Below are 23,164 nucleotides of genomic sequence, written 5' to 3'. Positions count from 1 at the left end.
CGCCGAAGGCGTGCGCAACGATTCGGGTGCGACAAACGCCGTCAGGTGTTCATCGCGTTATGCCGAAGGCGTGCCGGACGATGCGGATGCGACGAACGCCGTCAGGTGTTCATCGCATCAAAGAAGTCCTGGTTCGTCTTGCTGTACTTCAGCTTGTCGAGCAGGAATTCCATCGCGTCCTGCGTGCCCATCGGGTTCAGGATGCGGCGCAGGACCCACATCTTCGCAAGTGTGGCGCGATCGACCAGCAGCTCTTCCTTGCGGGTGCCGGACTTGGTGATGTCGATCGCCGGGAAGGTGCGCTTGTCGGACAGCTTGCGGTCCAAGACGATTTCCGAGTTACCGGTGCCCTTGAACTCCTCGAAGATCACCTCGTCCATGCGGCTGCCGGTGTCGATCAGCGCGGTGGCGATGATGGTGAGGCTGCCGCCTTCCTCGATGTTGCGCGCAGCGCCGAAGAAGCGCTTGGGGCGCTGCAGCGCGTTCGCGTCCACGCCGCCCGTCAGCACCTTGCCCGAGGACGGCACGACGGAGTTGTAGGCGCGGCCCAGGCGCGTGATCGAATCGAGCAGGATGACGACGTCGCGCTTGTGCTCGACCAGGCGCTTGGCCTTCTCGAGCACCATTTCCGTCACCTGCACGTGGCGCGTCGCGGGTTCGTCGAAGGTGGAGGCGACGACCTCGCCGCGCACGGTGCGCGCCATGTCGGTCACTTCCTCGGGCCGCTCGTCGATCAGCAGCACCATCAGGAAGACGTCGGGATTGTTCGCCGTGATCGACTTCGCGATGTTCTGCAGCATCACGGTCTTGCCGGTGCGCGGCGGGGCGACGATCAGCGCGCGCTGGCCCATGCCGATCGGCGCGATCAGGTCGATGACGCGATGGGTGTTGTCCTTGGTCGGGCCCTTGGCGACGCTCTCGACCTCGGGGTTCTCCATCTTCAGCCGCCGGTTGGGATAGAGCGGCGTCAGGTTGTCGAAGTTGATGCGGTGCTTCAGCGCCTCGGGCGGCTCGAAGTTGATCGCGTTCAGCTTGAGGAGGGAGAAGTAGCGTTCCCCGTCCTTCGGCGCGCGGATCTGGCCTTCCACCGTGTCGCCCGTGCGCAGCGCGAAGCGGCGCACCTGGGCGGGGGAGACGTAGATGTCGTCCGGGCCGGGCAGGAAGTTGGCCTGCGGGCTGCGCAGGTAGCCGAAGCCGTCGGGCAGGATCTCGAGCGTGCCTTCCCCGTAGATCGCCTGCTCGTTCTCAGCGAGCGTCTTGAGGATGGCGAACATCATGTCCTGCTTGCGCAGGATCGACGCGTTCTCGACGCCCACTTCCTCGGCGAAGGCGAGGAGGTCGGCGGGGCTTTTCGACTTGAGTTCTGAGAGATGCATGGGGTCTGGACGACGTCCGAGGGAAGGGGATTGGCCGGGACGTTCCCGTGGGCGAGGCGGCGCGGGGACCCGCGCGCATGCACCCTGTCCGCCCAGGTCCGCGCCTTCGTGGCGCGTTGGGCGAAGTCCCGAAAGGAAGGAAGGAATTGGCGGCGTGGAGCCGGAGGCCCCGCGACGCAAGCGGGAAGTCGCCCGAACCTATGGAGGCGGGCGGCGTCCGTCAACCGGCGATCTGCGCCCCGGGCGCCGGGCGGGTCGCCCCGCCCGGCCCCGCCGGCCCCCGCCGCGCGTCAGAAGGGCTTCGCGATCACCATCACCACGATCAGGATCAGTGCGAGGGTCGGCACCTCGTTCATGATGCGCCAGCCGCGCTCGCTGCGGGTGTTCGCGTCCCGCTCGAAGCGCTTGCGCGCCGCGGCCAGGTCCATGTGCACCCAGGTCATGGTCGAAAGCCCGACGATCTTCCCCCACCACCAGACCGATCCCCAGTCCGCCACCCCGGGCGTCAGCACCAGCACCAGCCCGAAGGCCCAGGTCCAGATCATCGCCGGGTTCATGATGGCGCGCAGCAGGCGGCGTTCCATCACCTTGAACAGCTCGGACTGCGCGGACCCCGCCGCCACCTGGCAGTGATAGACGTACAGCCGCGGCAGGTAGAACAGCCCCGCCATCCAGGCGAAGGCGCCCAGCAGGTGCATGGACTTCACCCAGGGGTACCAGGGGGCGAGGGCGTCGATGGTCACGCGGGCAGGCCCTCGACCAGCGCCATGCTGCCGTCGCTCGCCGACAGGCGCAGCGCGAGCAGCGGAGCGTATTCCTCGCTCGTGTAGAAGGCGCGCGCGGCGGCCGCGTCCGGGAATTCGAGGATGACGACGCGGTTCAGGCCGGGATCGCCTTCCATCACCTCGACCGCGCCGCCGCGCGCCAGGTAGCGGCCGCCGAACTTCGCGATCACCGCCGGGACGGCCTGGCGGTAGGTCTCGAATTTCGCGGGGTCGCGGACGGTGATGTTCACCAGGAAATAGGCGGGCATGGGGGGTTCCTTCTCTGAGTCCGCGTGTCGCGCCGCCGCGTCGGGGACGGCGATGTCATTCGACCGGGTGCCGCGTCACCGCGCCAGGCCGAGGTCACGCAGCACGACCTGGTTGGCGGCGCTCTCGGCGGCGAAGCTCTCGCGGAACGCCGCGCCCGGCAGGAAGGCGGGCACCGAGGCCAGGCGCTGCGCCGTCGTGCGGAAGCCCTCGCTCGCCACGGCCGCCTCGCAGGCGCGCTCGATCGCCGCCGCCGCCGCGTCGGGGATGCCCGCCGGCGCGATCAGCCCGCCATGGGAACTGCCCTGCACGGGGTAGCCGAGCTCGGCCACCGTCGGCACGTCGGGCAAATGCGGCAGGCGCTGCGCCGTCAGCGTCGCGACGGGCGTGAGGCCGGTGGAGGCGGCGATGGACGACGCCTCGATGAAGGCCATGATCTGCCCGCCGAGCGCCGCCTGGCTCATCGGCCCCGCGCCGGTGAAGGAGACCATCAGCGCCTCGACCCCCGCGCGCTTCATCAGCGCCGCCATCAGGATGTGCTGCGTGCTGGCATTGCCCGGCGCGCCATAGGCCAGCGCTTCCCGCGCGCGGCGGCCATAGGCGACGAGGCCGGCGAAATCGGTGAAGGGCGCGCCGCGCCCCAGGATGACCACCTGCGGGTTGTCGTAGACGCGGCAGAGGAAGCGGAAGCTCTCGAGCCCATAGGTCAGCGCGATGGCGTGCGGCTGCGCCGTGATCGGGTTGTTCGGCGTGATGCCGATCGTGTAGCCGTCGGCCCGCGCGCGGGCGAGTTCCGCGCTGCCGATGGTTCCCGCCGCGCCGCCGCGATTGACCACCACCACCGTCTGGCCCAGCGCGCGGGAAAGTTCCGGCTGCAGCGCGCGTCCCATCAGGTCGGTGTTGCCGCCCGGCGGATAGGCGACGATCAGCGTGATCGGGCGGCTGGGGAAGGCGTCCTGCGCGCTGGCCGTGGCGGCGCACAGGCACAGGGCGGCGACGAGCGCGCGGAGCATGAGGCGTCCTCCCAAGGGCATTGGCCGGAGCCTAGCAGAAGCACGCCGCGCCCCCGAACCCGGTTTCCAAAGGCCTTTCGGCCTTTGGCGGGGAGAGGTCCGGAGAGGGGCGGCGCCCCTCTCCGCCACGGCGATCACACGATCGGATGCATCGGCGCCGCGATCCCGCGGTCCATGGTCCACTTCGCCAGCGTGTTCCAGCCGCGGTCATACTGCGGCGGGATGCCGAGCGCGTCGGCGCGCCCGAGTGCGGCGGCCGCGCGCATCGCCCAGTAGGGTTCGCGCAGCAGCACGCGCGCGAGCAGGATCAGGTCGGCCCGCCCCTCGGCGAGGATCGCCTGCGCCTGCTCCGGCTCCGTGATCATGCCCACGGCCGCGACGGGAATGCCCGCGCCGCCCTTCACCGCTTCCGCCCCCGGCACCTGGTAGCCCGGCCCGAGCGGGATCTTCTGCCCCGCATCGAGCCCGCCCGAGGAGACATCGACCACATCCACGCCGAGCGCCTTCACGCGGCGGGAGAGCTCCACGCTCTCCTCCGTCGTCCAGCCGCCTTCCACCCAGTCGGTGTGGGAGATGCGCAGCCACAGCATCACGTCCTCGGGGATCGCGGCGCGCACCGCGGCCGCGGCCTCCCGCACGATGCGCGAGCGCCCCTCGAAATCCCCGCCCCAGGAATCGTTGCGGCGGTTGCTGATGGGGCTGAGGAACTGGTGCATCAGGTAGCCATGCGCGCCGTGCAGCTCGATGATCCGGTAGCCTGCCTGAACGGACCGCTTCGCCGCCGCGACGAAGGCGGCGACCGTGGCGCCGATCTCGGCTTCCGTCATGGCGTGCGGCACGGCGAAGCCCTCGAAGGCCTCGGCCGAGGGCGCGAGGCAGGTCCAGCCCGGTACCGCCGGCCCGCTGCCCCAGGGCGCTTCCCGCGACGCCTTGCGCCCGGCATGGGCGATCTGGATGGCCGGCACGCCGCCGGTCGCGGCGATCCCCGCCGCCAGACGTGCATGGGGCGCGATGTGCGCATCGGACCAGATGCCGACATCGGCCGGCGTGATGCGGCCCTCGGGCACGACGGCGGAGGCTTCCACCATCACCATCCCGGCGCCGCCGACCGAGCGGGAGACGAGATGCGCCAGGTGCCAGTCCGTCGGCATGCCGTCGTCGCGGCAGGAATACTGGCACATGGGGGAAACGCCGATGCGGTTCTTCAGCGTGACGCCACGCAGCGTGAAGGGGGCGAACAGGTCGGTCACGATCCAGGACTCCGGGGTTCCGGTGGTGGCGCCCAGGGCGGCAATCGCCCCAGGCGGTTCTCGAACACGGCGAGCCATTGCGGCGCGCCGCGCGGGCGGGGCAGCAGCCGCCCCGTCGCGTCGGTGGGGAAGCGGGACAGGGTGACCGCGTCGCGGACATTGCCGCCGACCGCCTCGATGCGCCCCGATGCCACGCGCAGCACGATGTCGCAATGCATGGGCCGGAAGCGGCCCCGCTCGGCCGCGCGCTCGCGCCAGGAGGCGAGCGGCGCGGCGGACCGGTCGGCGCAGACCAGGTCCCCCACCGCCGGCGCGCGCGCCGCGACGTCATGCGGCAGGAAGGGCGCGGTGGCGGGGAAGCGCGCCGCGTCCGCGATCAGCGCATCCAGGTAGAAGGCATGCGCGGCGGAGGGCGGGAATTCGCGCGCATCCACGCCCGCGCCGCGCAGCACGAAGGACACGAAGGCGGCCGACCAGGCCGGTTCGCGCCAGACATCGGGGCTGCCTTCGCGAAACAGCGCACGGTTGCGCGCGATCGGCGCGACGCCTTCGGGCACCGCGCGCCAATAGGCGAGCACGCGCGGAAAATTCGCGGCCTCGGTTTCCCCCGCGCGCGGGGGGTCGTCCGAGCCCTGCCGGCCCCATTCCTCCCATTCCGCCTGCGCGATGCGCAGCATCCGCTCCCGCGCCGCGGGGGGGTAGGAGAGCGGCGGCTCGGGCGGCGGTGGCGGCGCGGCGCAGGCCGCGAGCAGGGCGAGCAGCGCCAGCGACGCGGCGCGCCCCCAGCCACCCATGCCGCGTCCGCGCGTGCCGCCCAAGCGTCCGATCGCCATGCCCCCCAGCCGCGGCCGCCGCGCGGCCCTCCGGTCGGCGCGGATGATCGGGGCGTTGCATCGCGCCGGCAAGGCGCGTGGGTCATGAGCGCCGGCAAGGCGCATGGGTCGGGCGTGCGCCCCCGCGCCACCTTCATCGGAATGTCACGCCGGCCGCGCGGCACCCCGCGTGCACGCCGCGGCCCGTCGTGCCATCAGTCGCGCGCCGCAGCCGACCGGAACCGACCATGATTGCCGACCCCGCCTTCGCCCGCCCCGGCCGCTTCTGGAAGGGCAATGTCCATACCCATTCCACCGCCTCCGACGGTGTGCGCAGCCCCGAGGCGGTCTGCGCGACGTATCGGGAGGCGGGCTACGACTTCCTCGCCCTGACCGACCATTTCATGGCGAAGTACGGCTTCCCCATCGTCGACACGCGCCCCTTCCGCACCGCCCGCTTCACGACGCTGCTGGGCGCCGAGCTGCACGCGCCGGCGACCTCGCTCGGCGAGCTCTGGCACATCCTCGCCGTCGGCCTGCCGCCGGACTTCGCGCCGACGCCGGAGGGCGAGGACGGGCCCGCGCTTGCCGCCCGCGCGGCGGCCGCCGGCGCCTTCGTCGCCATCCCGCATCCGGCCTGGTACGCGCTGTCCGATGCCGATGCCGCCAGCATCGGGGCGGCGCATGCGGTGGAGGTGTACAACCACACCTCCCAGCTGCGGACGGACCGCGGCGACGGCGCGCATCTCGCCGACCGGATGCTCGCGGCGGGGCGCCGCGTCAGCCTGCTCGCCGTCGACGACGCGCATTTCGCCTGCATGGACGCCTTCGGCGGCTGGCTCATGGTGAAGGCCGAGGCGAACGAGCCCGAGGCGCTGCTCGCCGCGCTGAAGGACGGCGCCTTCTACGCGACGCAGGGCCCACTGATCCACGACATCGCCTGGGGGGCGGAGGAGGTGGAGGTGACCTGCTCCGCCGCCGCCGGCGTGATGGTGCTCGGCCGCGGGTCGCGCGCCGCGCAGGTCGTCGCACCGGGGACCACGCGCGCGCGGCTGCCGCTGGCGCGGATCCGCGACGGCGGCTTCGCGCGCATCGTCGTGGCGGACGCCGCCGGCCGCCGCGCCTGGGCGAATCCCGTCTTCTTCGAGGGCTGAGCGCCTTCAGGCCACCGCGCGCAGCGCGGGCTCGGCCGCCGGCGCCAGCGCGGCCAGCACCGCCGCCTGCGCCGCCGGCCCGCCTTCGACCAGCAGCGCGTCGCCCTCCGCGCGGATGCGCGCCTGCAGCAGCCGGTGCGCGATCTCGGCCAGCAGGGCGAGCCGGCGCGCGGCCGCGTCGTCCAGCGCGAAGGCGCCGCGCGCGCGGGCGGCCTGCGCGGCCCGCAGCGCGCGCAGCAGCAAGGCAAGCGCCTCGGCCGTCTCGGCGATGGCGGGGCCGGCGGCGATGGCGTCGCGCGGTCCCGGCAGCGTCGTCAGCGCCAGCGCCGCAAGCCCGCGCGCCAGCGCGGCGCCCAGCTGGGGCGTCGGCGCGTCCATCTGCAGCAGCGCCAGCGCGCGCAGCGTCGTCGCCTGGTCCTCGATCCGCGCGGGCGCCCCGCCGGGGGCGAGGAACAGCCCATCGGCCTCGAGCGCGAGCAGCCGCGCGGCCAGCGGCGCGGGACCATCGCCCAGCGCCAGCGCGGCGAGCAGCGCGTGGCCGAGCTCGGCCGGCGCCGTCTCCTCCGGCGCCAGCGCCGCCAGGTGGCGCCGTGCCGCTTCCCCTTCCCCGCAGCGGGCGAGCGCGGCGGCCAGCCGCCCATGCGGCGCGCGGGACGCCGCGTCGGCGCCGCGCGGCGCGGCCAGCGGCGCATCGCCGCCGCGCAGCAACAGCCTCTCCTCGGTGACCGTCAGCGTCGCCCCGGGCGCCAGCCGGCCCGCCGCGTGCCGTGCGAGCAGCCAGTGCAGCTGCCCCGCCGCCGCGGCACTCGTCTTCACGCTCAGCACCGGCCCGTGCGGGACCACGCGAAGCCGCGCGGCGCGCGACGCCGGGCCCGCCTGCCGCACCGCGTAGAAGCCGACCGGTCCCTCGGCCATGGTCATGTTCTCGGCGGCCGGCACCTCCCGCCACGCCCCGCCCGCGGCGATCGCCGCGAAGGGCGCGGCACCCGCGGGGCTCATCGCATCGCAGGCCGTGGTGGCGCGCACGCGCCCGATCGGCAGCAGCGGCGCCAGCGTCACGGTCAGCAGCAGCGCGGGCGTCGCGGCGCGGATCTCATAGGCGTAGCGCAGCCGCGCCACGTCCCGCACCGGGCCGAAGCGGCCGCGGCCGCGCAGGATGCTCTCGTGGAACAGCCGAACGCCGTCATCGGTCGCCTCGACGCCGGCGGCGACGATCGCGTCCTCCACATCCAGGCAATGCCTGCGCCCGCCGAGGGTGAACTCGGCCAGGTTGCCGCCATGCAGCACGAAGGGCGCGCCGTCGCCGTGCAGCGCCTGCCGCAGTTCCCCGCGGAACAGGTCGCCGGTGAACAGGTGGTGCGGCGTGGCGATGCGCAGCGTGCGCGGCGCGCCGTCCTCCACCACCAGCCGCGCGCGGTCGAGCGCGGCGGGGGCGGGGCCCTGCCCGGCCGCGATCAGCGCCAGCGCGCCTTCCGCGTCCCGCGGCGCGAAGGCCGCCAGCGCTTCCGCCGCCGCGGCATTGGCGGCGAGGTCGAAGCGGCTGCCGCCCGGCGTCTCGGCGAAGGCCATCGCCTCCCGGTCCTGCACGCGCGCGGCGGCGCGGAAGCGCAGCAGCCCCCTCGCCAGCCCGTCCCGCACGGCATCGCCGATCGTTCCGCCCATGCACCGCTTGTAGCCGCGCCGTGCCGTGGCGGGATAGGGTGGCGCATGGACACGAAGGAAGGCGGCCGGCTGATTTTCCGGTCCGAGGTCTTTGCCCCCGCGCGCGGCCCGCGCCGGACACCGACCGGCAAGGTCGTGGCGGAACCGGCGCGCGAGGTGCCGGTCCATGCCGAGGTCGATGTGCTCGTCGTCGGCGGCGGGCCCGCCGGCGTCGCGGCGGCGGTCGCGGCCGGGCGGCTCGGCGCGCGGACCATGCTGCTGGAACGGCACAACCACCTGGGCGGGCTGTCGACCGGCGGGCTGGTCATCTGGATCGACCGGATGACGGATTGGGACGGCAGGCGCGTGATCCGCGGCTTCGCCGAGGAATTCCTCGACCGGCTGCCCAAGGGCGCCCTGGCCGGCCCACCGCGGGAGGCCTGGGGCGCGCGGGATGCCGCGACGGCCGCCTGGTGGGCCGCGCGCACCGCGGCCTTCCACGGCATCGTCACCCATTCCCCCACCTGCGACCCGGAATGGATGAAGGCGACGGCGCTTGAGATGGTGCTGGAGGCGGGCGCCGAGATCCTGTTCCACGCCTGGGGCGCCGAGCCCGTGATGGACGGGCGCGCGGTGCGCGGCGCGATCTTCGAGAGCAAGCAGGGCCGCCGCGCCGTACTGGCGAAGGTCGTCGTGGACGCCAGCGGCGACGGCGACCTGTTCCACCGCGCCGGCGCGGCATCGGACAGCGACACGGATGAACGCGACATCCATCACTGCATCAACACGTCCTGGCTGTTCGCGCATGTGGACATGCCGCGCTACCTCGCCTGGCGGGCGGAGCGGCTGGAGGAATTCTCCGCCTTCCTGGCGCGCGGGAAGCAGGAGATCGGGCTGTTCGACAAGGCCTTCGTCTCCTGGCGCGACGATGTGGCGCTGTTCATGGGCCCGCGGCTTGCCGGCTACGACGCGACGCAGGTCGATGACCTGACCGAGGTCGAGATCCGCAGCCACCGCCTCATGCTCGACCACCTGCGCATCTACCGCCGCGACGCGCCGGGGTTCGAGGGCGCGACGCTGATGCTCTCCGCCCCGCAGATCGGGGTGCGCCATGCGCGCCGCCTGCGCGGCGTGCTGTCCGTGACGCGGGAGATGTGGGACGGGCGCGTGCACGCGGATGAGATCGGCGTCTCCCCGTCCCTCGCGCCGAAATTCGCCAATGTGTCGGTGCCCTATGGCGCCCTGGTGCCCGAACGGCTCGACGGGCTGCTCGCGCCGGGCCGGCACCTGTCCTGCGACGCGACCTCGCATTCCTTCCTGCGAGAGATCCCGCAATGCTGGCTGACCGGCCAGGCGGCGGGCGTCGCGGCGGCGCTGGCCGCGGGCGAGGGCATCGAACCGCGCGCGGTCGATCCGGGCGCGATCCGCGCCGCGTTGCGCCGCCAGGGCGCGTATCTGCAGGAGGCGGCGCATGTTCCGGTCTAGGCGATCGAGGGAGGCGCCGCCTCCCTCGTGCTCCCTCCGCCGAGGGCCGAAAGGCCCTCGGAACCCAGGATTGGTTTCCAAAGGCCCTTCGGCCTTTGGTGGGGGAGCGCGAGGGGGCGACGCCCCCTCGTTCCTCGCGGTGCTGATCGGTGCCGCCCTCCTCGCCACCCCCGCCCTCGCCGAGGACCGCGCCGCGCTGATCGCCCGCAGCCCCGCGCTCGCGCTCGACGGCCCGGTCGCGCCGCTCGCCGCGGCGCTCCAGGTGGGCGGCACCGGCTGGGGCCCGTTCCGGCGGCTCTGCGTCGCCAAGACGATGCTCCGCCCCGATGACGGGCAGGAGGTCGCGACCTCTCCCCCCTCCTGCTTCAACGTGGAGGAAGCGCGGGACGATGGCGGCACCTGGCGGCTCGCCTTGCGCACCGACCCCTTGCCGGGCGGGATGCGCGTGGCCTTCACCACGACGCGCGACGCGGCCGGCATGGTGGGCGAGGCGGACATCGCCGTGCCCGAGGGCGTGGCCGCGCCGCCGCCGCCCGTCATGGCGCGGCTGCGCGGAATCTTCCGCGCCGCGATCGAGGCGAACGGCATGCCGCGCGCCACCATCGCGCCCGGCGTGGACTTCGTGATGCCGCTGCCCATCGGCGCCGTCGATCCCGACCTGCGGGTGGAACGCGACGGCCTGGTGTGTTCGGCGGATGGCGAGGCCATGGCCGATGGCCGGCGCGTGCTGGTCGCGACCTGCGGCGCGAGCGGCGGTGGGGAGATCTCGCCCGGTCGTGCGATGCGCGTGCTGATCGCGGGCCGCTTCGCCATCGACGTCGCGACGGGGATGGTGCTGCGGCACGGCTACGGCTCCTGGCTCGAGATGGAGGCCGATCCGCGCGGCAGCATGGGGCGGATGGAGATGCGCGGCGTGTCGCGGCAGACGCTGGAATGACCGGCGCCGCCGGCATGGCCTGTGGCGTGGCGCTGGCGCTGGCGCTGGCCGGTCCGGCGGCGGCGCAGGCGCCGGACTGGCGCGCCAGCGCGCCGCCCTTGCCGCTCGATGGCGAGGTCCGGCCCCTGCGCGCGCCCGTCGCGATCGGCGGCACGGCCTGGGGTCCCTGGCGGCGCGTGTGCCGCGAGCAGACGCTGCGCCCCGGCCGCCCGATGCAGCGGGACTGCCTGACGGTCGCCGAGGCGCAGGCCGAGGGCGACGCGGTGCGGCTCAGCCTGGCGCAGGAGGCGACGGGGCTGAGGATCGCCGCGCGGCGCGGCGCCGATGGGCGCGTGACGGAGTTCTCGGCCCCGCGCCCCCAGGGCAGCGGCGCGGCCGCCGACGCGGCGCGCGCCGGCCTGGTCGCGGCCTGGCGGGCGCAGTTCGAGACGCTCAGCCTGGAACGCCGGCGCGTCGCGCCAGGGGAGGATTTCCCAATGCCGGTCGAGGGTTCGGCCGCGACGGGCCGCTGCAGGCCGGAAGGCACGGCGGCGATCGGCGGGCGGGCGGTGCTCGTCGCGCGTTGCGCGGTCGAACTCGCCGGGCGGCTGCGCGGCAGCGGCGCGACCATGCAGGTTGCGATCGCCGCGCGCCTCGCGATCGACACCGCGACGGGCATGGTCGCGGCGCAGGGCTACGCCACGCGGATGGAGACCTTCACCGAGGCGACGGCGGGCGGGCGGCGCTCGAACGGCGTGGTCGTCACGCCGTCCCGCGTCATGCTGGAATAGCGGCGCGCGAGGGCCGTGCCCCCGCGCGCCGGGGCGTTACTTCCGCGTCGCCTCGTAGCGCGCCTTGGTCTCGGCGTTGGGCGGATAGAGGCCGGGCAGCGGCACGCCGCGCTCCACCTCGGTCATGATCCAGGCCTCGAGGCGCTCCTGCTCGACCGCCGCGTCCACCACCGCGTCGAGCAGCGCGGCCGGGATCACCACGGCGCCGTCCTGGTCGGCCACGACGATGTCGCCGGGGATGACGGTTACGCCGCCGCAGCCGATCGTCTCCTGCCAGCCGACGAAGTTCAGCGCGGCGACCGAGGCGGGGGCGACGTAGCCCTGGCAGAACACCGGCAGGCCGGTGCCGATCACGCCCGCGCCGTCGCGCAGCACGCCGTCGGTGACGAGGCCGGCGACGCCCTTCTTGGCCATGCGCGCGCAGAGGATGTCGCCGAAGATGCCGGCGGCGGTGCTGCCCATGGCGTCGGCGACGGCGACGCAGCCTTCCGGCATCTCCTCGATCGCCGCGCGGGTCGAGCGGGGGGAGGACCAGCTGTCGACCGTCGCGAGATCCTCCCGCGTCGGCGTGAAGCGCAGCGTGAAGGCGGGGCCGACGATGCGCTTCGTGGCACCCGGCACGATCGGGCGCGAGCCCGCGATGTAGCAGAAGCGTACGCCCTTCTTGAGCAGCACGGTCGTCAGCGTGGCGGTGGTGACGCCTTCGAGGGCGGTCTTCTGGGCGGGGGTCATGGGCGATGCTCCTTCACGGGGCCGCGTCCATCGCAGGGGCGGGGCCGTCGGGCAAGGGGGGCGGCCCGGGGCCGGCTACCCCACCACGCTGCCCGGATCGCAATTCGCGCCGCAGACGACGACGCCGACATGCGCATCGCTGGGCGGCTTCCAGGCGCCGCTGAGCAAGGCGGCCAGGGCGGTGGCGCCGCCGGGCTCGGCGACGATCCGCAGCCGGTCCCACAGCCAGCGCTGCGCCTTCAGGATCAGCTCGTCGGCCAGCACGACGGAGTTGCCGCCCCATTCCTGCATGGTCGCGAAGGCGATCTCGCCGATGCGGCGCGCGCCCAGGCTGTCGGCGGCGATCCCGCCGGTCGGCGCGTCGGTCGGCGCGCCGGTCATGGCGGCGACGAACATGGTCGGGCAGGCCTCGGGTTCGACCAGCACCATGTTGATGCGGTCCCGGTACCAGGAGGCGATGCCGGCATAGAGCCCGCCCCCGCCGATCGCGACCAGCAGGTGCGACAGGTCGGGCGCCTGTTCCTCCAGCTCCATGCCGATCGTGCCCTGGCCGGCCAGGACTTCCTCCTGGTCGTAGGCATGGACCATCAGGGCGCCGGTTTCCGCGGCGCGCTCCTCGGCCGCGAGGCGGGCGTGCTCGTAGACCATGCCGCCGACATAGACCCAGGCGCCGGTGTCCATGATGCGCTTCTTCTTGGCCTCCGGCGTCGGGCCTGGGACGTAGATCTCGGCGTTCAGCTTCAGCTTCTGCGCGGCATGGGCAACGGCCAGCCCGTGGTTGCCGCCCGAGGCGGCGATCACGCCCGCCTCCGGCACCCGGGACGACAGGATGCGGTTGAAGGCGCCCCGCGGCTTGAAGGACCCGGTGACCTGCAGCTGTTCCAGCTTCAGCGTCACGGGCACGGCGAGCCCGGTATCGGCGGGCTCCAGCCGGAAGACGGGGGTGCGGCGGATATGGGGTGCGATGCGTTCCGCGGCGGCGCGGATGTCGTCCTGGGTCGGCATGGGGGCGGAAGGTGGCACCGCGGACCGGCCCCGGCAACGCACAACCGGGGGGCGCTTCCCGCCCTGCCCCGTTTCTGCCATGGTCCGCCGCCTTGACCGGGGGTTGCTGCGTGGGATGACCCTCCACGGAAGCTCGGCCGCGCGGAATGGAGCGGCGGTGCTGCTGCTGGGGCCTGCGGGCTCCGGCAAGTCCGACCTGTTGCTCCGGCTGATCGGCGCCGGCTGGGACCTGGTGGCCGATGACCGCGTGCTGCTGGACGGCCGCGCCATCGCCGCGCCCGACGCGCTGCGCGGCATGCTGGAAGTGCGCGGCCTTGGCATATTCGAAGGATTGAAGGTGGCGGACGGCGCCCGGCTCGAACTGGTGGCCGACCTGCTGCCGCGCGACGGCGTGGCCCGCTTGCCCGCGCCCGCCGCCTGGGACCCCGCCGGGGTGCCGCGCATCGGGCTGCATGCCTTCGACGCCTCGGCGGTCGACAAGCTGGGCTGGGCGCTCGATGCCGCGCTGGGGCTGCGTGCGCAGCGCGCGGGGGCCTTCGCCGCATGATGGACCTGCCCGCGCCGACGCGGCGGCAGGTGGTGCTGGTCACCGGCCTGTCCGGTGCCGGCAAGGCCTCGATCCTCCGCGCGCTCGAGGATCTCGGCTACGAGACCGTCGACAACCCGCCGCTGGCGGTGCTGGAGGCGCTGGTGGGCGATGGCGGGCAGCCGCTCGCCGCCGGGGTGGACAGCCGGACGCGGGATTTCGACCCCGCCGCGGCCATCCGGCTGGTGGACCGGCTGCGGCTGCGGGCCGACATCGCCGTGACGCTGGTCTTCGCGACGGCGGAGGAGGATGTGCTGCTGCGCCGCTTCACCGAGACGCGGCGCCGCCATCCGCTTGCCCCCGGCGGGCCGCTCGGCTCGAAGGTCAGCGACGGCATCGCGCGGGAGGTCGCGCTGATGGCCCCGCTGCGCGAGACGGCCGAGATGGTGGTCGACACCTCCGTCCTGCCCCTGCCGGAGCTGCGCCGCATGATCGACCGGCGCTTCGGGCTGGAAGGCGCGCCGGGCATGGGTGTGTCGGTGATGTCCTTTGCCTTCCCCAAGGGCCTGCCGCGGGAAGCGGACCTGGTCTTCGACCTGCGCTTCCTGTCCAACCCGCATTATGTGGATGCGCTGCGGCCGCTGACCGGGCGCGACCCCGCGGTTGCCGCCCATATCGAAGCCGATCCGGACTTCGCCCCCTTCTGGGGGAGCATGACGGACATGCTGCGCCCGCTCTTGCCGCGCTACGCGCAGGAGGGGAAGAAGTACCTCACCATCGCGTTCGGATGCACGGGGGGCCGCCATCGGTCCGTGCTGGCGGCCGAGCGCCTGGCACACCATCTTCAATCCCAGGGCTGGCGCGTGGAACTGTTCCACCGCGAGCTGCCGGCCAGCGCCACGATACCGGCGCCGGGCCGCGAGGCGGGGCGGGAGGCCCTGACGCAGGCATCATGATCGGCATGGTTCTGGTCACCCACGGCCGTCTGGCCGAGGAGTTGCGGCACGCCATGGAACACGTGGTGGGCCCGCAGCAGGCGGTGGCGACGGTCTGCATCGGCCCCGAGGACGCGCTCGAGCACACCCGTGCCGAGATCGGCCGCTCCATCGCCGCGGTGGACCAGGGCGACGGCGTCGTGGTGCTGACCGACATGTTCGGGGGCACGCCGTCCAACCTCGCCATGCAGATGGCCGGCGACGGGCAGGCGGTGGAAGTCCTGGCCGGGGTGAACCTGCCGCTGCTGGTCAAGCTGGCCAAGGTGCGCGGCAGCGAGCCGCTGGCCGAGGCGGTCGACCACGCCAAGGCCGCCGGGCGCAAGTATATCGCGAGCGGGCGGGACGTGGCGGCCGGTGCGCCGGCCGCGCCGTCCATCCAGAAGGGAGCACGCGGCCGATGAACGAATGGCCCGACGAGCCTGGCGCCAAGGTGACAGCGCCGGGCCCGGACATCCCCGCCGCCGATGGCTGCGGCTGCGACCCCGGCCCCTCCGGGCTCGTGCTGCGGCGCACCGTCACCATCCCCAACAGCCGCGGGCTGCATGCGCGCGCCGCGGCGAAGCTGGTGGGGACGGCCGAGCGGTTTTCCGCCTGCGTCAACGTGGTGCGCAACGGCGAAAGCGTGCCCGCCTGCTCCATCATGGGCCTGATGATGCTGGGCGCGGGCCAGGGCGCCGAGGTGATGATCGAGGCCGAAGGCTGGGACGCCAAGGAAGCGCTCGAGGCGGTCGCCGGCCTGGTCGAGGCCGGCTTCCATGAAGACTGAGCCGGGCAAGCCACGCCCCAAGGGCAAGCCGCGGGAAGTCGCGGTCAGCGGCATCGCCGTCTCCCCCGGCGTCGCGATCGGGCCCGTCTTCGACACCTCCGACCCGCCGGCCGAGGCGCCGCGCCGCACCATCCGCGTCGAGCAGGTGGAGGCCGAGCGGCTGCGCCTGGCGGATGCCGTCGCCGCATCCCGCAAGCAGGTCGCCAAGCTCAAGACCCGCATCGGCGTGCTGCCCGAGGAAGCGCAGGAGGAAATCGCGCCGCTGCTCGACGCGCACCTGATGATGCTCGGCAATTCGCGGCTGATCCGCGGCGCGCGCAAGCGCATCGAGGCCGAGCTTCTCGCGGCCGAGACGGCGGTGGGCGACGAGGCCGAGGCGATCGGCGCGGCGATCGTCGCGCTGAAGGACGACGACAAGGCGGGGCTCGCCCGCCGCGCGGCGGAAGTGCGTGACATCGCCCGCCGCCTGACGCGCAATCTGACGGCGACCCCCTTCCGCAGCCTCAAGGACCTGCCGGAAGGCTGCATCCTGGTGGCCGAGGAACTGACCCCGGCGGATGCCGCGCTGCTCGACCCCTCGCGCATCGCCGGCGTCGCGACCGAGGAAGGCGGGGCGGACGGGCACACCGCGATCATGCTGCGCGCCCTTGGGATTCCGTCCGTGCTCGGCGCCCATGGGCTGACGGAAGCCGCCGCACGCGGCGACCCGGCGGTACTGGACGGTTCGTCGGGCACCGTGACCATCCACCCTTCCGCCGCGACGCTCGCCGCCGCGCGCGAACGGCTCGCCGCCTTCGCCAAGGAACGCGGGCGGCTGTCCAAGCTGCGGCGCCTGCCGGCCACGACCACGGATGGGGAGGAGGTCGAGCTCCAGGCCAATCTTGAGATCCCGCAGGAGTTGCCGCTGATCGCCCAGGCCGGCGCGCAGGGGATCGGCCTGCTGCGCACCGAGTTCCTGTTCATGAACCGGGAGGACCTGCCGGACGAGGAAGCGCAGGTCGCCGCCTATACCCAGATCGCCGAGGCGATGGCCGGGCAGCCGGTGACGATCCGCGTGCTCGACTGGGGCGGCGAGAAGGACATGGAGGCGCTGGCCGAGGGCGTGGTGCCGGCCCATGCCGGCGGCAATCCCGCGCTCGGCCTGCGTGGCTTGCGCATGCTGCTCAAGCGCCCGGAACTGCTGGAAGTGCAGTTCGCCGCCGTGCTGCGCGTCGCGGCGGCTGCCGGCGACGGCACGGTGCGCCTGCTGCTGCCGATGGTCACGGTGCCGGAGGAAGTGCGCGCGGCGCGGGAAATCTACGAACGCGTCGCCCGCCGCCTGCGCCGGCGTGGGGAGAAGCTGCCCGAGAAGCTGCCCGCGCTCGGCGTGATGATCGAGACGCCGGGCGCGGCGCTCGCCGCCGACGCCATCGCGCTGGAAGCGGATTTCTTCGCCATCGGGACCAACGACCTGGCGATGTACACGCTGGCCGTGGACCGGGCGGAGGCCGAGGTCTCCCACCTGTACGACCCGCTGCACCCGGCCGTGCTGCGGCTGGTGCAGTTCGCCACCGAAGCCGCGCTGCGGCTGCGCATGCCGGTGTCGATCTGCGGCGAGATGGCGGGCAACCCCCAGCTGACGCCGCTGCTGCTCGGCCTCGGCGTGCGCAGCTTCTCGATGAACGCCAGCGCCATCCCGCGCGTGAAGCAGGCGGTGCGCGCGCTGGACATCGGCGACTGCGCGCGCTTCGCCCGGCGCGTGATGGAGCAATCCGACCCCGCCCGCATCCGCGAGCTGGTGGCGGGCTTCGCGGAAGGCGTGACGGAACGCGCCTGAGGCCCGCGGCCCCGGCGCCCCGTCAGGCGGCGAACATCGCGCGGATCGCGGCCGGGTCCACATCCTCGATGCGGGCGGGCGTCCAGCGCGGCGCGCCGTCCTTGTCCACCAGCACGGATCGCACGCCCTCGACGAAGTCGGGGTGGTCGTTCACCACGACGCGCGTCAGCGCGAGTTCCATCGCGAGGCAGCCGGCGAGGTCCTCGACGGCGCCACGCTGCAGCAATTCCAGCGAGACGCAGAGCGAGGTCGGCGACATGCGCCGCAGCGTCTTGGCCTGCGCCGCCGCCCATTCCGTGCCCTCGGCGTCCAGCGCGGCGAGGATCGCGGCCACGCTGCCCTGCCCGAAGCAGCGGTCGATCGCGGCGCGGTGCGGCGCGAAGGACGGCTCGGGGGGTGCCTCGGCGAAGCGGGCAACGGCCTCCGCGCCCTCGGCCAGCAGCGCGGCGCGCAGCGCGGGCAGCTTCTCGCGCGGCACGTAGTGGGTGGCGAGGCCGGCATGGACCGATTCCGCGCCCGTCAGCCGCGCCCCGGTCAGCGCCAGCCAGGTGCCGATCGCGCCGGGCAGGCGCGGCAGGACGTAGGAGGTGCCGACATCCGGGAACAGCGCGATCGCCGTCTCCGGCATCGCGACCAGGGCGTGCTCGGTCACCACGCGCGGGCCGTTATGGACCGCGACGCCGATGCCCCCGCCCATGCAGACGCCGTCGATCAGGCTGACCCAGGGCTTGCCGAAGCCGGCGATGCCGGCATTGACCTCGTATTCCTCGGCGAAGAAGGCCTCGACCCCGGCGCGGTCGCCGGCGACGGAGGCGGCGCGCACCGCGCGCACGTCGCCGCCCGCGCAGAAGGCGCGCCCGCCCGCCCCTTCCAGGACGACGAGGCGCACCGCCGCGTCGTCGCGCCAGTCGGCGATCGCGGCCGCGAAGGCGCGGATCATCGGCAGGTCCAGCGCGTTCAGCGCCTTGGGGCGGTTCATCAGCAGCGTGCCCGCGATGCCTTCCCGCTTGGCGATCAGGCTGGGCTCGGCGGTCTCGCTCATGGTTTCGCTTCCTCGGTGACCCGGGCGCGTTACCGGCGGCCGCGGGCGTTGACAAGCGCCCCGCCCGCGCCGGAGGTATGCCCATGGCCGATCCCCTGGTGCGCTTCGAGGGCGTGCGGAAATCCTACGGCGCCGGCCCCGCGGCGGTGCAGTCGCTCGACCTCGACATCGCGCGGGGGGAGTTGCTGACGCTGCTCGGGCCGTCCGGTTCCGGCAAGACGACGACGCTGATGATGCTGGCGGGCTTCGAACTGCCCAGCGCGGGGCGGATCCTGCTGGAAGGCCGGGACATCGCGCGCCTGCCGCCGCACCGCCGTGGCGTCGGCGTGGTGTTCCAGTCCTACGCCCTGTTCCCGCACATGAGCGTCGCGGAGAACGTCGCCTTCCCGCTGTCGGTCCGCGGCGTGGCGAAGGCGGCGCAGGCGGACCGGGTGCGGCGCGCGCTGGCGATGGTGCGGCTGGAATCCTATGGCGAGCGCCGCCCGGCGCAGCTTTCCGGCGGGCAGCAGCAGCGCGTCGCCCTGGCCCGCGCGCTGGTGTTCGAGCCGCCGATCGTGCTGCTCGACGAACCCCTCGGCGCGCTCGACAAGGCGCTGCGGGAGGAGATGCAGCTCGAGATCCGCCACCTGCACCAGCGGCTCGGCGTGACGATGATGTACGTGACGCACGACCAGGCGGAGGCGCTGACGCTGTCCGACAGGATCGCCGTGTTCGAGGGCGGGCGCATCCGGCAATGCGCCGATCCCCGCCGCCTGTACGACCGGCCGGCCGATGCCTTCGTCGCCGGCTTCGTCGGCGAGAACAACCTGCTGCCCGGCCGGATCGAGGCCCGCGACGCCGAATCCTGCGAGGTGCGCCTCGCCTGCGGCCCGGTGGTGCGGGCCGAGGCGGTGGATGCCGGCGGCCCGGGGGAAGGCTGCCTCGTCGCCATTCGCCCGGAACGCGTCGCGGTCGCCGGCGTCACGGCGGCGGAACTCGGCGAGGGCGCGCTGCCGGCGACGGTGCTGGAGGCGATCTTCCTCGGCGACCATGTGCGGCTGCGGCTCGGCCTCGGCGATGGGGGGGAGGTGGTGGCCAAGCGCCCGGCCGGCCTCGGCGCCCTGCCCGAGCCCGGGGGGGCGGCGGCGATCGCCTGGCCCGAAGGTGCCGCCTTCGCCTTCCGCGATGCGGGGGCGCGGGTCTAGAGTCATTCCGCCCGGGACGAAGGAGACGACCATGCACCGCCGCACGATGCTCAAGGCTGGCCTAGCCGCCGCCGCCCTGCCCGCCACCGCCCGGGCGCAGGGCCGCGACCTGACCGTCGTGTCCTGGGGCGGCGCCTACCAGGACGCGCAGCGGGAGGTCTTCTTCCGCCCCTTCCAGCAGCAGACGCGCAACCGGATGCTGGAGGAGACCTGGGATGGCGGCATCGGCGTGCTGCGCTCGCGCATCGCCTCCGGCGCCAACACCTGGGACGTGGTGCAGGTGGAAAGCGAGGAACTGCTGATCGGCGCCGATGAGGGGCTGTTCGAGCCGCTCGACTGGGCCGCGATCGGCGGGCGCGACGCCTACATCCCCGAGGCCTACAGCGAGCACGGCGTCGGCGCGATCCTGTACTCCTTCATCCTCGCGTACGACCGCGCCCGCCTTGCCCAGGGCCCGACGGGCTGGGCGGATTTCTTCGACACGCGCCGCTTCCCCGGCAAGCGCGGCCTGCGCAAGGGCCCGAAGACGACGCTCGAGATCGCGCTGATGGCCGACGGCGTGCCGGCCGCCGAGGTCTACCAGGTGCTGGGCACGCCGGCCGGCGTGGACCGTGCCTTCCGCAAGCTCGACAGCGTCAAGGCGGACCTCGCCTGGTTCGAGCGCGGCGCGCAGCCGCCGCAATGGCTCGCGGCCGGCGAGGTGACGATGACGGTCGCCTACAATGGCCGCATCTCCGCCGCCAACGCGTCGGACGGGCGCAACTTCGCGATCGTCTGGCAGAACAACATCTTCACCCTGGACACCTGGGTGATCATGAAGGGCAGCCCGAACAAGGCGCGGGCGCTGGAATTCCTGCGCTTCGTCGGCCGGCCGGAGATCCAGGCGGCGCTGCCGCCGCGCATCCCCTACGGCGTGACGGCGAAGGGCGTGAACGAGCGCCTGCCGGCGGAGGTGCTGCCGAACCTGCCGACCGCGCCGCAGAACATCCAGACGGCGCTGCAGCTGAACGACCGCTTCTGGCTCGACAACCTCGACCGGCTGACCCAGCGCTTCAACACCTGGGTGTCGCGCTGAGCGCTCGGCCGCGCCGGGCCGAGGGCTTGCGCGGGCGCGGCGGGGCGCGCGCCCTGCCCTGCCGCGCATGAGGCGCGCGTCGGCGGCGCTGCTGACGGCGCCGCTGCTGCTGTTCCTGCTCGTCACCTTCGTCGCGCCGATCGCCGCCTTCCTCTGGCGCGGTGTGACGGACACCGAGGTCGCCCCGGTGCTGCCGCGGACCGCCGCGGCGCTGTCGGCCTGGGACGGCCGCGCCCTGCCGGACGAAGCCGCCTTCGCCGCGCTGGTCGAGGATTTGCGCGCCGCCCGGGCGCGCGACCGGCAGGCCGGCGGGGGCAGCATCGCCCGCGCCGCCGCGCGGCTGAACGCGGACAAGCCTGGCTTCCGCGGCCTGCTGCCGATGACGGCGCGGCGCGTCGAAGCGCCCTTCGACGGCGCCGCCCGCGCCGTGCTGATCACGATCAGCGAGGAGTGGGGGGAGGTCGAGACCTGGGGCGCCATCGCGCGCGCGGCCGGGCCGCTGTCCTCCTTCCACGCGCTGACGGCGCTCGACCTGCGGCAGGACGCGGCGGGGGCGATCCGCGCCGCGCCGGAGGACCAGTCGGTCTTCCGCGCGGTGCTGCTGCGCAGCCTGTGGATCTCGCTGCTGGTCACCGCGGCCTGCCTGCTGCTCGCCTGGCCGATCGCCTGGCTGATCGCGACGACGCGGGGCGCGGCCGGCATCCTGCTGCTGGCGGCGGTGATGCTGCCCTTCTGGATATCCCTGGTGGTGCGCACCGCCGCCTGGATGGTGCTGCTGCAGCGCGAAGGCGTGGTGAACGCGGCGCTGGCCGCGACGGGGATCGTGGACGCGCCGCTGCCGCTGATGATGAACCGCTTCGCCGTGGTGCTGGCGATGGTGCACATCCTGCTGCCCTTCATGGTGCTGCCGCTGGTCGCGGCGTTCCGCGCGCTGGACCCGCGGCTGCCGCGGGCGGCGGCGTCGCTCGGCGCGCCGCCCTGGAGGGTGTTCCTGCGCGTGACGCTGCCGCTGTGCCTGCCCGGGATCGGCGCGGGCTGCCTGCTGGTGTTCATCCAGGCGCTCGGCTTCTACGTGACGCCGGCGCTGCTCGGCGGGCCGAACGACCAGATGCTCGCCTGGTTCGTCGGCTTCTACGCGACGCGGTCGGTGAACTGGGGGCTGGCGGCGGCGCTGTCGATCCTGCTGCTGGTCGCGGTCGGGTTGTGCGTCGCGCTGTATGGCCGCCTCGCCGGCTTCCGGCGCCTGGGGGCGGCGTGATGGCGCGGGCGGCGTGCTGGGTCGCGGGCGTGCTGGTGGCGGTGTTCCTGCTGGCGCCGATCTTCGCGATCGTGCCGCTGTCCTTCTCCGCCGGGTCCTTCCTGTTCTACCCGCTGCCGGGGCTGTCGCTGCGCTGGTACCGCGATTTCTTCGGCTCGGACTTCTGGCTGCCGGCGGTGTGGAACTCGCTCGGCATCGGGCTCGCTTCGGCGGCGCTTGCGACGCTGCTCGGCACGCCGGCCGCCTTCGGGCTGTGGCGGATGAAGGGGCGCTTCCGGGCGGTCGCGATGGGCATCGTGCTGGCGCCGATGGTGGTGCCGGTGATCGTCGTCGCGGTGGCGCTGCTGCTGGCCTTCGGGCCGATCGGCCTGGTCGCGACGCATGCGGGGATGGTGATCGCGCATGCGGCACTCGGCGCGCCCTTCGTGGTGGTGACGGTGCTCGCCTCGCTCGAGGCCTTCGACCCGGTGCAGCTGCGCGCCGCCTCCGCCTGCGGGGCTGGGCCGCTGCGCGCCTTCTTCCGGGTGTGCCTGCCGCAGATCGCGCCGGGCGTCGCGGCCGGGGCGGTCTTCGCCTTCGCGACCTCGTTGGATGAGGTCGTGGTGGCGCTGTTCATCGCGGGGCCCGCGCAGCGCACCCTGCCGCGGCAGATGTTCGCGGGGCTGAACGACACGATCAGCCTGACGACCACGGCCGCGGCGGCGATGCTGGTGCTGCTGTCGGTGGTGCTGCTGGCGGTGGTCGGGTGGTTGCAGGGAAGGAAGAAGGCCGGGGGAGGGTGAACCTCCCCCGAACCCCCTCCCTTTTCCGTCTATTGGGAACTGACAGCCAGGGTCAGTCTCCAGAAGCCAAAGAAGGTTGAGGGGGGTCCGGGGGGAGAAGTTCCCTTCTCCCCCCGGCCTCACCCCAATCCCAGCGCCGCGAACAGCCGCGTGCTCGCCGGCCAGGCCGCCATCACGCTCTCCCGCCCCAGCAGGAAGCCCGCGAGCGCGACCACCACCACCGCGATCGACGCCGCCCAGGCCAGTTTCAGCCGCCGGTCATCCGGTGCCGGCGGCTCCGGCGCGGGGGCGGGCGGCGGGGGCGGCGGCGGGGGCGGCGGCGGGGGGTCCGCGGCGGGTTCTGGTTCCGGTTCCGGCGCGGGCGGTGGCGGTTGCGGCGCGGGGGCCTCGACCCGGGGAAGCGGAAAATCGGTCTTGCAGCGCGAACAGCGCAGCGTCCGCGCCGGCCCGGCCAGCAGCCGGTCCGGCACCTCGTATTCGGCCGTGCAGGACGGGCATTCGATGCGCATCGGGG

The 23,164-nt window shown here is 73.7% G+C and carries 24 protein-coding genes; 13 read left to right on the top strand and 11 right to left on the bottom strand.

Going from position 1 to position 23,164, the window contains the following annotated elements; all coding sequences use genetic code 11:
• Window positions 1-101: 101 nt before the first annotated feature.
• From rho to J5Y09_RS17645, 6 genes are all read right to left on the bottom strand, one after another.
• Window positions 102-1,376 (bottom strand): transcription termination factor Rho, encoded by a 1,275-nt coding sequence (gene rho / locus J5Y09_RS17670; protein ID WP_209353145.1) that lies wholly within the window; start codon window positions 1,374-1,376, stop codon window positions 102-104.
• Window positions 1,377-1,666: 290 nt separating this feature from the next.
• Window positions 1,667-2,119 (bottom strand): CopD family protein, encoded by a 453-nt coding sequence (locus J5Y09_RS17665; RefSeq protein ID WP_209353144.1) that lies wholly within the window; start codon window positions 2,117-2,119, stop codon window positions 1,667-1,669.
• Window positions 2,116-2,409, bottom strand: coding sequence for a DUF1330 domain-containing protein (locus J5Y09_RS17660; protein WP_209353143.1), 294 nt, complete (start codon window positions 2,407-2,409; stop codon window positions 2,116-2,118). Before J5Y09_RS17660 ends, J5Y09_RS17665 begins: the two co-directional genes overlap by 4 nt.
• A 75-nt stretch (window positions 2,410-2,484) precedes the next feature.
• On the bottom strand, window positions 2,485-3,420 hold the full coding sequence (locus J5Y09_RS17655) for a tripartite tricarboxylate transporter substrate binding protein (RefSeq protein WP_209353142.1): 936 nt from the start codon (window positions 3,418-3,420) through the stop codon (window positions 2,485-2,487).
• 134 nt (window positions 3,421-3,554) lie between these two features.
• Window positions 3,555-4,670: an NADH:flavin oxidoreductase/NADH oxidase gene (locus tag J5Y09_RS17650; protein WP_209353141.1), complete on the bottom strand. Its 1,116-nt coding sequence runs from the start codon at window positions 4,668-4,670 to the stop codon at window positions 3,555-3,557.
• Window positions 4,667-5,503, bottom strand: a complete 837-nt coding sequence (locus J5Y09_RS17645) for a DUF2272 domain-containing protein (RefSeq protein ID WP_245217207.1) — start codon at window positions 5,501-5,503, stop codon at window positions 4,667-4,669. Before J5Y09_RS17645 ends, J5Y09_RS17650 begins: the two co-directional genes overlap by 4 nt.
• 227 nt (window positions 5,504-5,730) lie before the next feature.
• Here J5Y09_RS17645 and J5Y09_RS17640 point away from each other — a divergent pair, with 227 nt between their 5' ends.
• On the top strand, window positions 5,731-6,636 hold the full coding sequence (locus J5Y09_RS17640; protein ID WP_209353140.1) for a PHP domain-containing protein: 906 nt from the start codon (window positions 5,731-5,733) through the stop codon (window positions 6,634-6,636).
• A 6-nt stretch (window positions 6,637-6,642) separates the two neighbouring features.
• On the opposite strand, the gene J5Y09_RS17635 is transcribed toward J5Y09_RS17640, so the two are convergent.
• Window positions 6,643-8,298, bottom strand: a complete 1,656-nt coding sequence (locus tag J5Y09_RS17635; RefSeq protein WP_209353139.1) for a hypothetical protein — start codon at window positions 8,296-8,298, stop codon at window positions 6,643-6,645.
• A gap of 45 nt (window positions 8,299-8,343) precedes the next feature.
• Here J5Y09_RS17635 and J5Y09_RS17630 point away from each other — a divergent pair, with 45 nt between their 5' ends.
• The 3 genes from J5Y09_RS17630 to J5Y09_RS17620 all read left to right on the top strand — a co-directional run bounded on the left by J5Y09_RS17630 (window position 8,344) and on the right by J5Y09_RS17620 (window position 11,469).
• Window positions 8,344-9,762: an FAD-dependent oxidoreductase gene (locus tag J5Y09_RS17630; RefSeq protein WP_209353138.1), complete on the top strand. Its 1,419-nt coding sequence runs from the start codon at window positions 8,344-8,346 to the stop codon at window positions 9,760-9,762.
• Between the two features lie 139 nt (window positions 9,763-9,901).
• Window positions 9,902-10,699, top strand: coding sequence for a hypothetical protein (locus J5Y09_RS17625; protein ID WP_209353137.1), 798 nt, complete (start codon window positions 9,902-9,904; stop codon window positions 10,697-10,699).
• Window positions 10,696-11,469, top strand: coding sequence for a hypothetical protein (locus J5Y09_RS17620; protein WP_209353136.1), 774 nt, complete (start codon window positions 10,696-10,698; stop codon window positions 11,467-11,469). The genes J5Y09_RS17625 and J5Y09_RS17620 overlap by 4 nt, the downstream gene beginning before the upstream one ends.
• A 36-nt stretch (window positions 11,470-11,505) precedes the next feature.
• Here the strand turns inward: J5Y09_RS17620 and J5Y09_RS17615 are convergent, their stop codons facing one another.
• Together J5Y09_RS17615 and J5Y09_RS17610 are read right to left on the bottom strand one after the other, a co-directional pair.
• Window positions 11,506-12,201 carry a ribonuclease activity regulator RraA gene (locus J5Y09_RS17615; RefSeq protein ID WP_209353135.1) on the bottom strand — a complete coding sequence of 232 codons (696 nt, stop codon included), beginning with the start codon at window positions 12,199-12,201 and terminating at the stop codon, window positions 11,506-11,508.
• 75 nt (window positions 12,202-12,276) lie between these two features.
• Window positions 12,277-13,206, bottom strand: coding sequence for a threonine/serine dehydratase (locus J5Y09_RS17610; protein ID WP_209353134.1), 930 nt, complete (start codon window positions 13,204-13,206; stop codon window positions 12,277-12,279).
• Window positions 13,207-13,321: 115 nt separating this feature from the next.
• Here J5Y09_RS17610 and J5Y09_RS17605 point away from each other — a divergent pair, with 115 nt between their 5' ends.
• From J5Y09_RS17605 to ptsP, 5 genes are read left to right on the top strand one after another with little or no spacing between them, the layout of a single operon-like run.
• The gene (locus J5Y09_RS17605; protein ID WP_209353133.1) at window positions 13,322-13,753 is read left to right on the top strand and encodes an HPr kinase/phosphorylase; all 432 of its coding nucleotides are present in this window, start codon (window positions 13,322-13,324) and stop codon (window positions 13,751-13,753) included.
• Window positions 13,750-14,688, top strand: a complete 939-nt coding sequence (gene rapZ / locus J5Y09_RS17600; protein WP_209353132.1) for an RNase adapter RapZ — start codon at window positions 13,750-13,752, stop codon at window positions 14,686-14,688. The genes J5Y09_RS17605 and rapZ overlap by 4 nt, the downstream gene beginning before the upstream one ends.
• Complete coding sequence (locus J5Y09_RS17595) at window positions 14,685-15,128, top strand: PTS sugar transporter subunit IIA (RefSeq protein WP_209353131.1); 444 nt, start codon at window positions 14,685-14,687, stop codon at window positions 15,126-15,128. Before rapZ ends, J5Y09_RS17595 begins: the two co-directional genes overlap by 4 nt.
• 29 nt (window positions 15,129-15,157) lie before the next feature.
• Window positions 15,158-15,493 carry an HPr family phosphocarrier protein gene (locus J5Y09_RS17590; protein ID WP_408904065.1) on the top strand — a complete coding sequence of 112 codons (336 nt, stop codon included), beginning with the start codon at window positions 15,158-15,160 and terminating at the stop codon, window positions 15,491-15,493.
• The gene (ptsP, locus tag J5Y09_RS17585; protein WP_209353129.1) at window positions 15,483-17,309 is read left to right on the top strand and encodes a phosphoenolpyruvate--protein phosphotransferase; all 1,827 of its coding nucleotides are present in this window, start codon (window positions 15,483-15,485) and stop codon (window positions 17,307-17,309) included. Before J5Y09_RS17590 ends, ptsP begins: the two co-directional genes overlap by 11 nt.
• A 22-nt stretch (window positions 17,310-17,331) precedes the next feature.
• Here the strand turns inward: ptsP and J5Y09_RS17580 are convergent, their stop codons facing one another.
• Window positions 17,332-18,351, bottom strand: a complete 1,020-nt coding sequence (locus J5Y09_RS17580) for an enoyl-CoA hydratase/isomerase family protein (RefSeq protein WP_209353128.1) — start codon at window positions 18,349-18,351, stop codon at window positions 17,332-17,334.
• Between the two features lie 83 nt (window positions 18,352-18,434).
• On the opposite strand from J5Y09_RS17580, the gene J5Y09_RS17575 reads away from it, so the two are divergent.
• From J5Y09_RS17575 to J5Y09_RS17560, 4 genes are all read left to right on the top strand, one after another.
• Window positions 18,435-19,535: an ABC transporter ATP-binding protein gene (locus tag J5Y09_RS17575; protein WP_209353127.1), complete on the top strand. Its 1,101-nt coding sequence runs from the start codon at window positions 18,435-18,437 to the stop codon at window positions 19,533-19,535.
• A 31-nt stretch (window positions 19,536-19,566) separates the two neighbouring features.
• Window positions 19,567-20,610, top strand: coding sequence for an ABC transporter substrate-binding protein (locus J5Y09_RS17570; RefSeq protein WP_209353126.1), 1,044 nt, complete (start codon window positions 19,567-19,569; stop codon window positions 20,608-20,610).
• Window positions 20,611-20,677: 67 nt separating this feature from the next.
• Window positions 20,678-21,868 (top strand): ABC transporter permease, encoded by a 1,191-nt coding sequence (locus J5Y09_RS17565; protein WP_209353125.1) that lies wholly within the window; start codon window positions 20,678-20,680, stop codon window positions 21,866-21,868.
• Entirely contained in the window at window positions 21,868-22,650 is a 783-nt protein-coding gene (locus J5Y09_RS17560; RefSeq protein WP_209353124.1) for an ABC transporter permease, read from the top strand. Before J5Y09_RS17565 ends, J5Y09_RS17560 begins: the two co-directional genes overlap by 1 nt.
• A 119-nt stretch (window positions 22,651-22,769) precedes the next feature.
• Here J5Y09_RS17560 and J5Y09_RS17555 read toward each other — a convergent pair whose 3' ends face one another.
• Window positions 22,770-23,159, bottom strand: a complete 390-nt coding sequence (locus tag J5Y09_RS17555; protein WP_209353123.1) for a zinc-ribbon domain-containing protein — start codon at window positions 23,157-23,159, stop codon at window positions 22,770-22,772.
• Window positions 23,160-23,164 lie beyond the last annotated feature (5 nt).

This window comes from Roseomonas nitratireducens (assembly GCF_017813355.1).
Classification (GTDB): Bacteria; Pseudomonadota; Alphaproteobacteria; order Acetobacterales; family Acetobacteraceae; genus Neoroseomonas; species Neoroseomonas nitratireducens.
This window is presented reverse-complemented; position numbering and strand designations above follow the sequence as displayed.

What these genes read in the sequence shown, in the direction of transcription:
- J5Y09_RS17630 (WP_209353138.1), top strand. Translation starts at nt 8,344, where the DNA reads ATGGACACGAAGGAAGGCGGCCGGCTGATTTTCCGGTCCGAGGTCTTT.
- J5Y09_RS17570 (WP_209353126.1), top strand. Translation starts at nt 19,567, where the DNA reads ATGCACCGCCGCACGATGCTCAAGGCTGGCCTAGCCGCCGCCGCCCTG.
- J5Y09_RS17620 (WP_209353136.1), top strand. Translation starts at nt 10,696, where the DNA reads ATGACCGGCGCCGCCGGCATGGCCTGTGGCGTGGCGCTGGCGCTGGCG.
- rapZ (WP_209353132.1), top strand. Translation starts at nt 13,750, where the DNA reads ATGATGGACCTGCCCGCGCCGACGCGGCGGCAGGTGGTGCTGGTCACC.
- ptsP (WP_209353129.1), top strand. Translation starts at nt 15,483, where the DNA reads ATGAAGACTGAGCCGGGCAAGCCACGCCCCAAGGGCAAGCCGCGGGAA.
- J5Y09_RS17645 (WP_245217207.1), bottom strand. Translation starts at nt 5,503, where the DNA reads ATGGCGATCGGACGCTTGGGCGGCACGCGCGGACGCGGCATGGGTGGC.
- J5Y09_RS17555 (WP_209353123.1), bottom strand. Translation starts at nt 23,159, where the DNA reads ATGCGCATCGAATGCCCGTCCTGCACGGCCGAATACGAGGTGCCGGAC.
- J5Y09_RS17580 (WP_209353128.1), bottom strand. Translation starts at nt 18,351, where the DNA reads ATGAGCGAGACCGCCGAGCCCAGCCTGATCGCCAAGCGGGAAGGCATC.
- J5Y09_RS17655 (WP_209353142.1), bottom strand. Translation starts at nt 3,420, where the DNA reads ATGCTCCGCGCGCTCGTCGCCGCCCTGTGCCTGTGCGCCGCCACGGCC.
- J5Y09_RS17595 (WP_209353131.1), top strand. Translation starts at nt 14,685, where the DNA reads ATGATCGGCATGGTTCTGGTCACCCACGGCCGTCTGGCCGAGGAGTTG.
- rho (WP_209353145.1), bottom strand. Translation starts at nt 1,376, where the DNA reads ATGCATCTCTCAGAACTCAAGTCGAAAAGCCCCGCCGACCTCCTCGCC.
- J5Y09_RS17575 (WP_209353127.1), top strand. Translation starts at nt 18,435, where the DNA reads ATGGCCGATCCCCTGGTGCGCTTCGAGGGCGTGCGGAAATCCTACGGC.
- J5Y09_RS17565 (WP_209353125.1), top strand. Translation starts at nt 20,678, where the DNA reads ATGAGGCGCGCGTCGGCGGCGCTGCTGACGGCGCCGCTGCTGCTGTTC.
- J5Y09_RS17635 (WP_209353139.1), bottom strand. Translation starts at nt 8,298, where the DNA reads ATGGGCGGAACGATCGGCGATGCCGTGCGGGACGGGCTGGCGAGGGGG.
- J5Y09_RS17660 (WP_209353143.1), bottom strand. Translation starts at nt 2,409, where the DNA reads ATGCCCGCCTATTTCCTGGTGAACATCACCGTCCGCGACCCCGCGAAA.
- J5Y09_RS17640 (WP_209353140.1), top strand. Translation starts at nt 5,731, where the DNA reads ATGATTGCCGACCCCGCCTTCGCCCGCCCCGGCCGCTTCTGGAAGGGC.
- J5Y09_RS17560 (WP_209353124.1), top strand. Translation starts at nt 21,868, where the DNA reads ATGGCGCGGGCGGCGTGCTGGGTCGCGGGCGTGCTGGTGGCGGTGTTC.
- J5Y09_RS17615 (WP_209353135.1), bottom strand. Translation starts at nt 12,201, where the DNA reads ATGACCCCCGCCCAGAAGACCGCCCTCGAAGGCGTCACCACCGCCACG.
- J5Y09_RS17610 (WP_209353134.1), bottom strand. Translation starts at nt 13,206, where the DNA reads ATGCCGACCCAGGACGACATCCGCGCCGCCGCGGAACGCATCGCACCC.
- J5Y09_RS17605 (WP_209353133.1), top strand. Translation starts at nt 13,322, where the DNA reads ATGACCCTCCACGGAAGCTCGGCCGCGCGGAATGGAGCGGCGGTGCTG.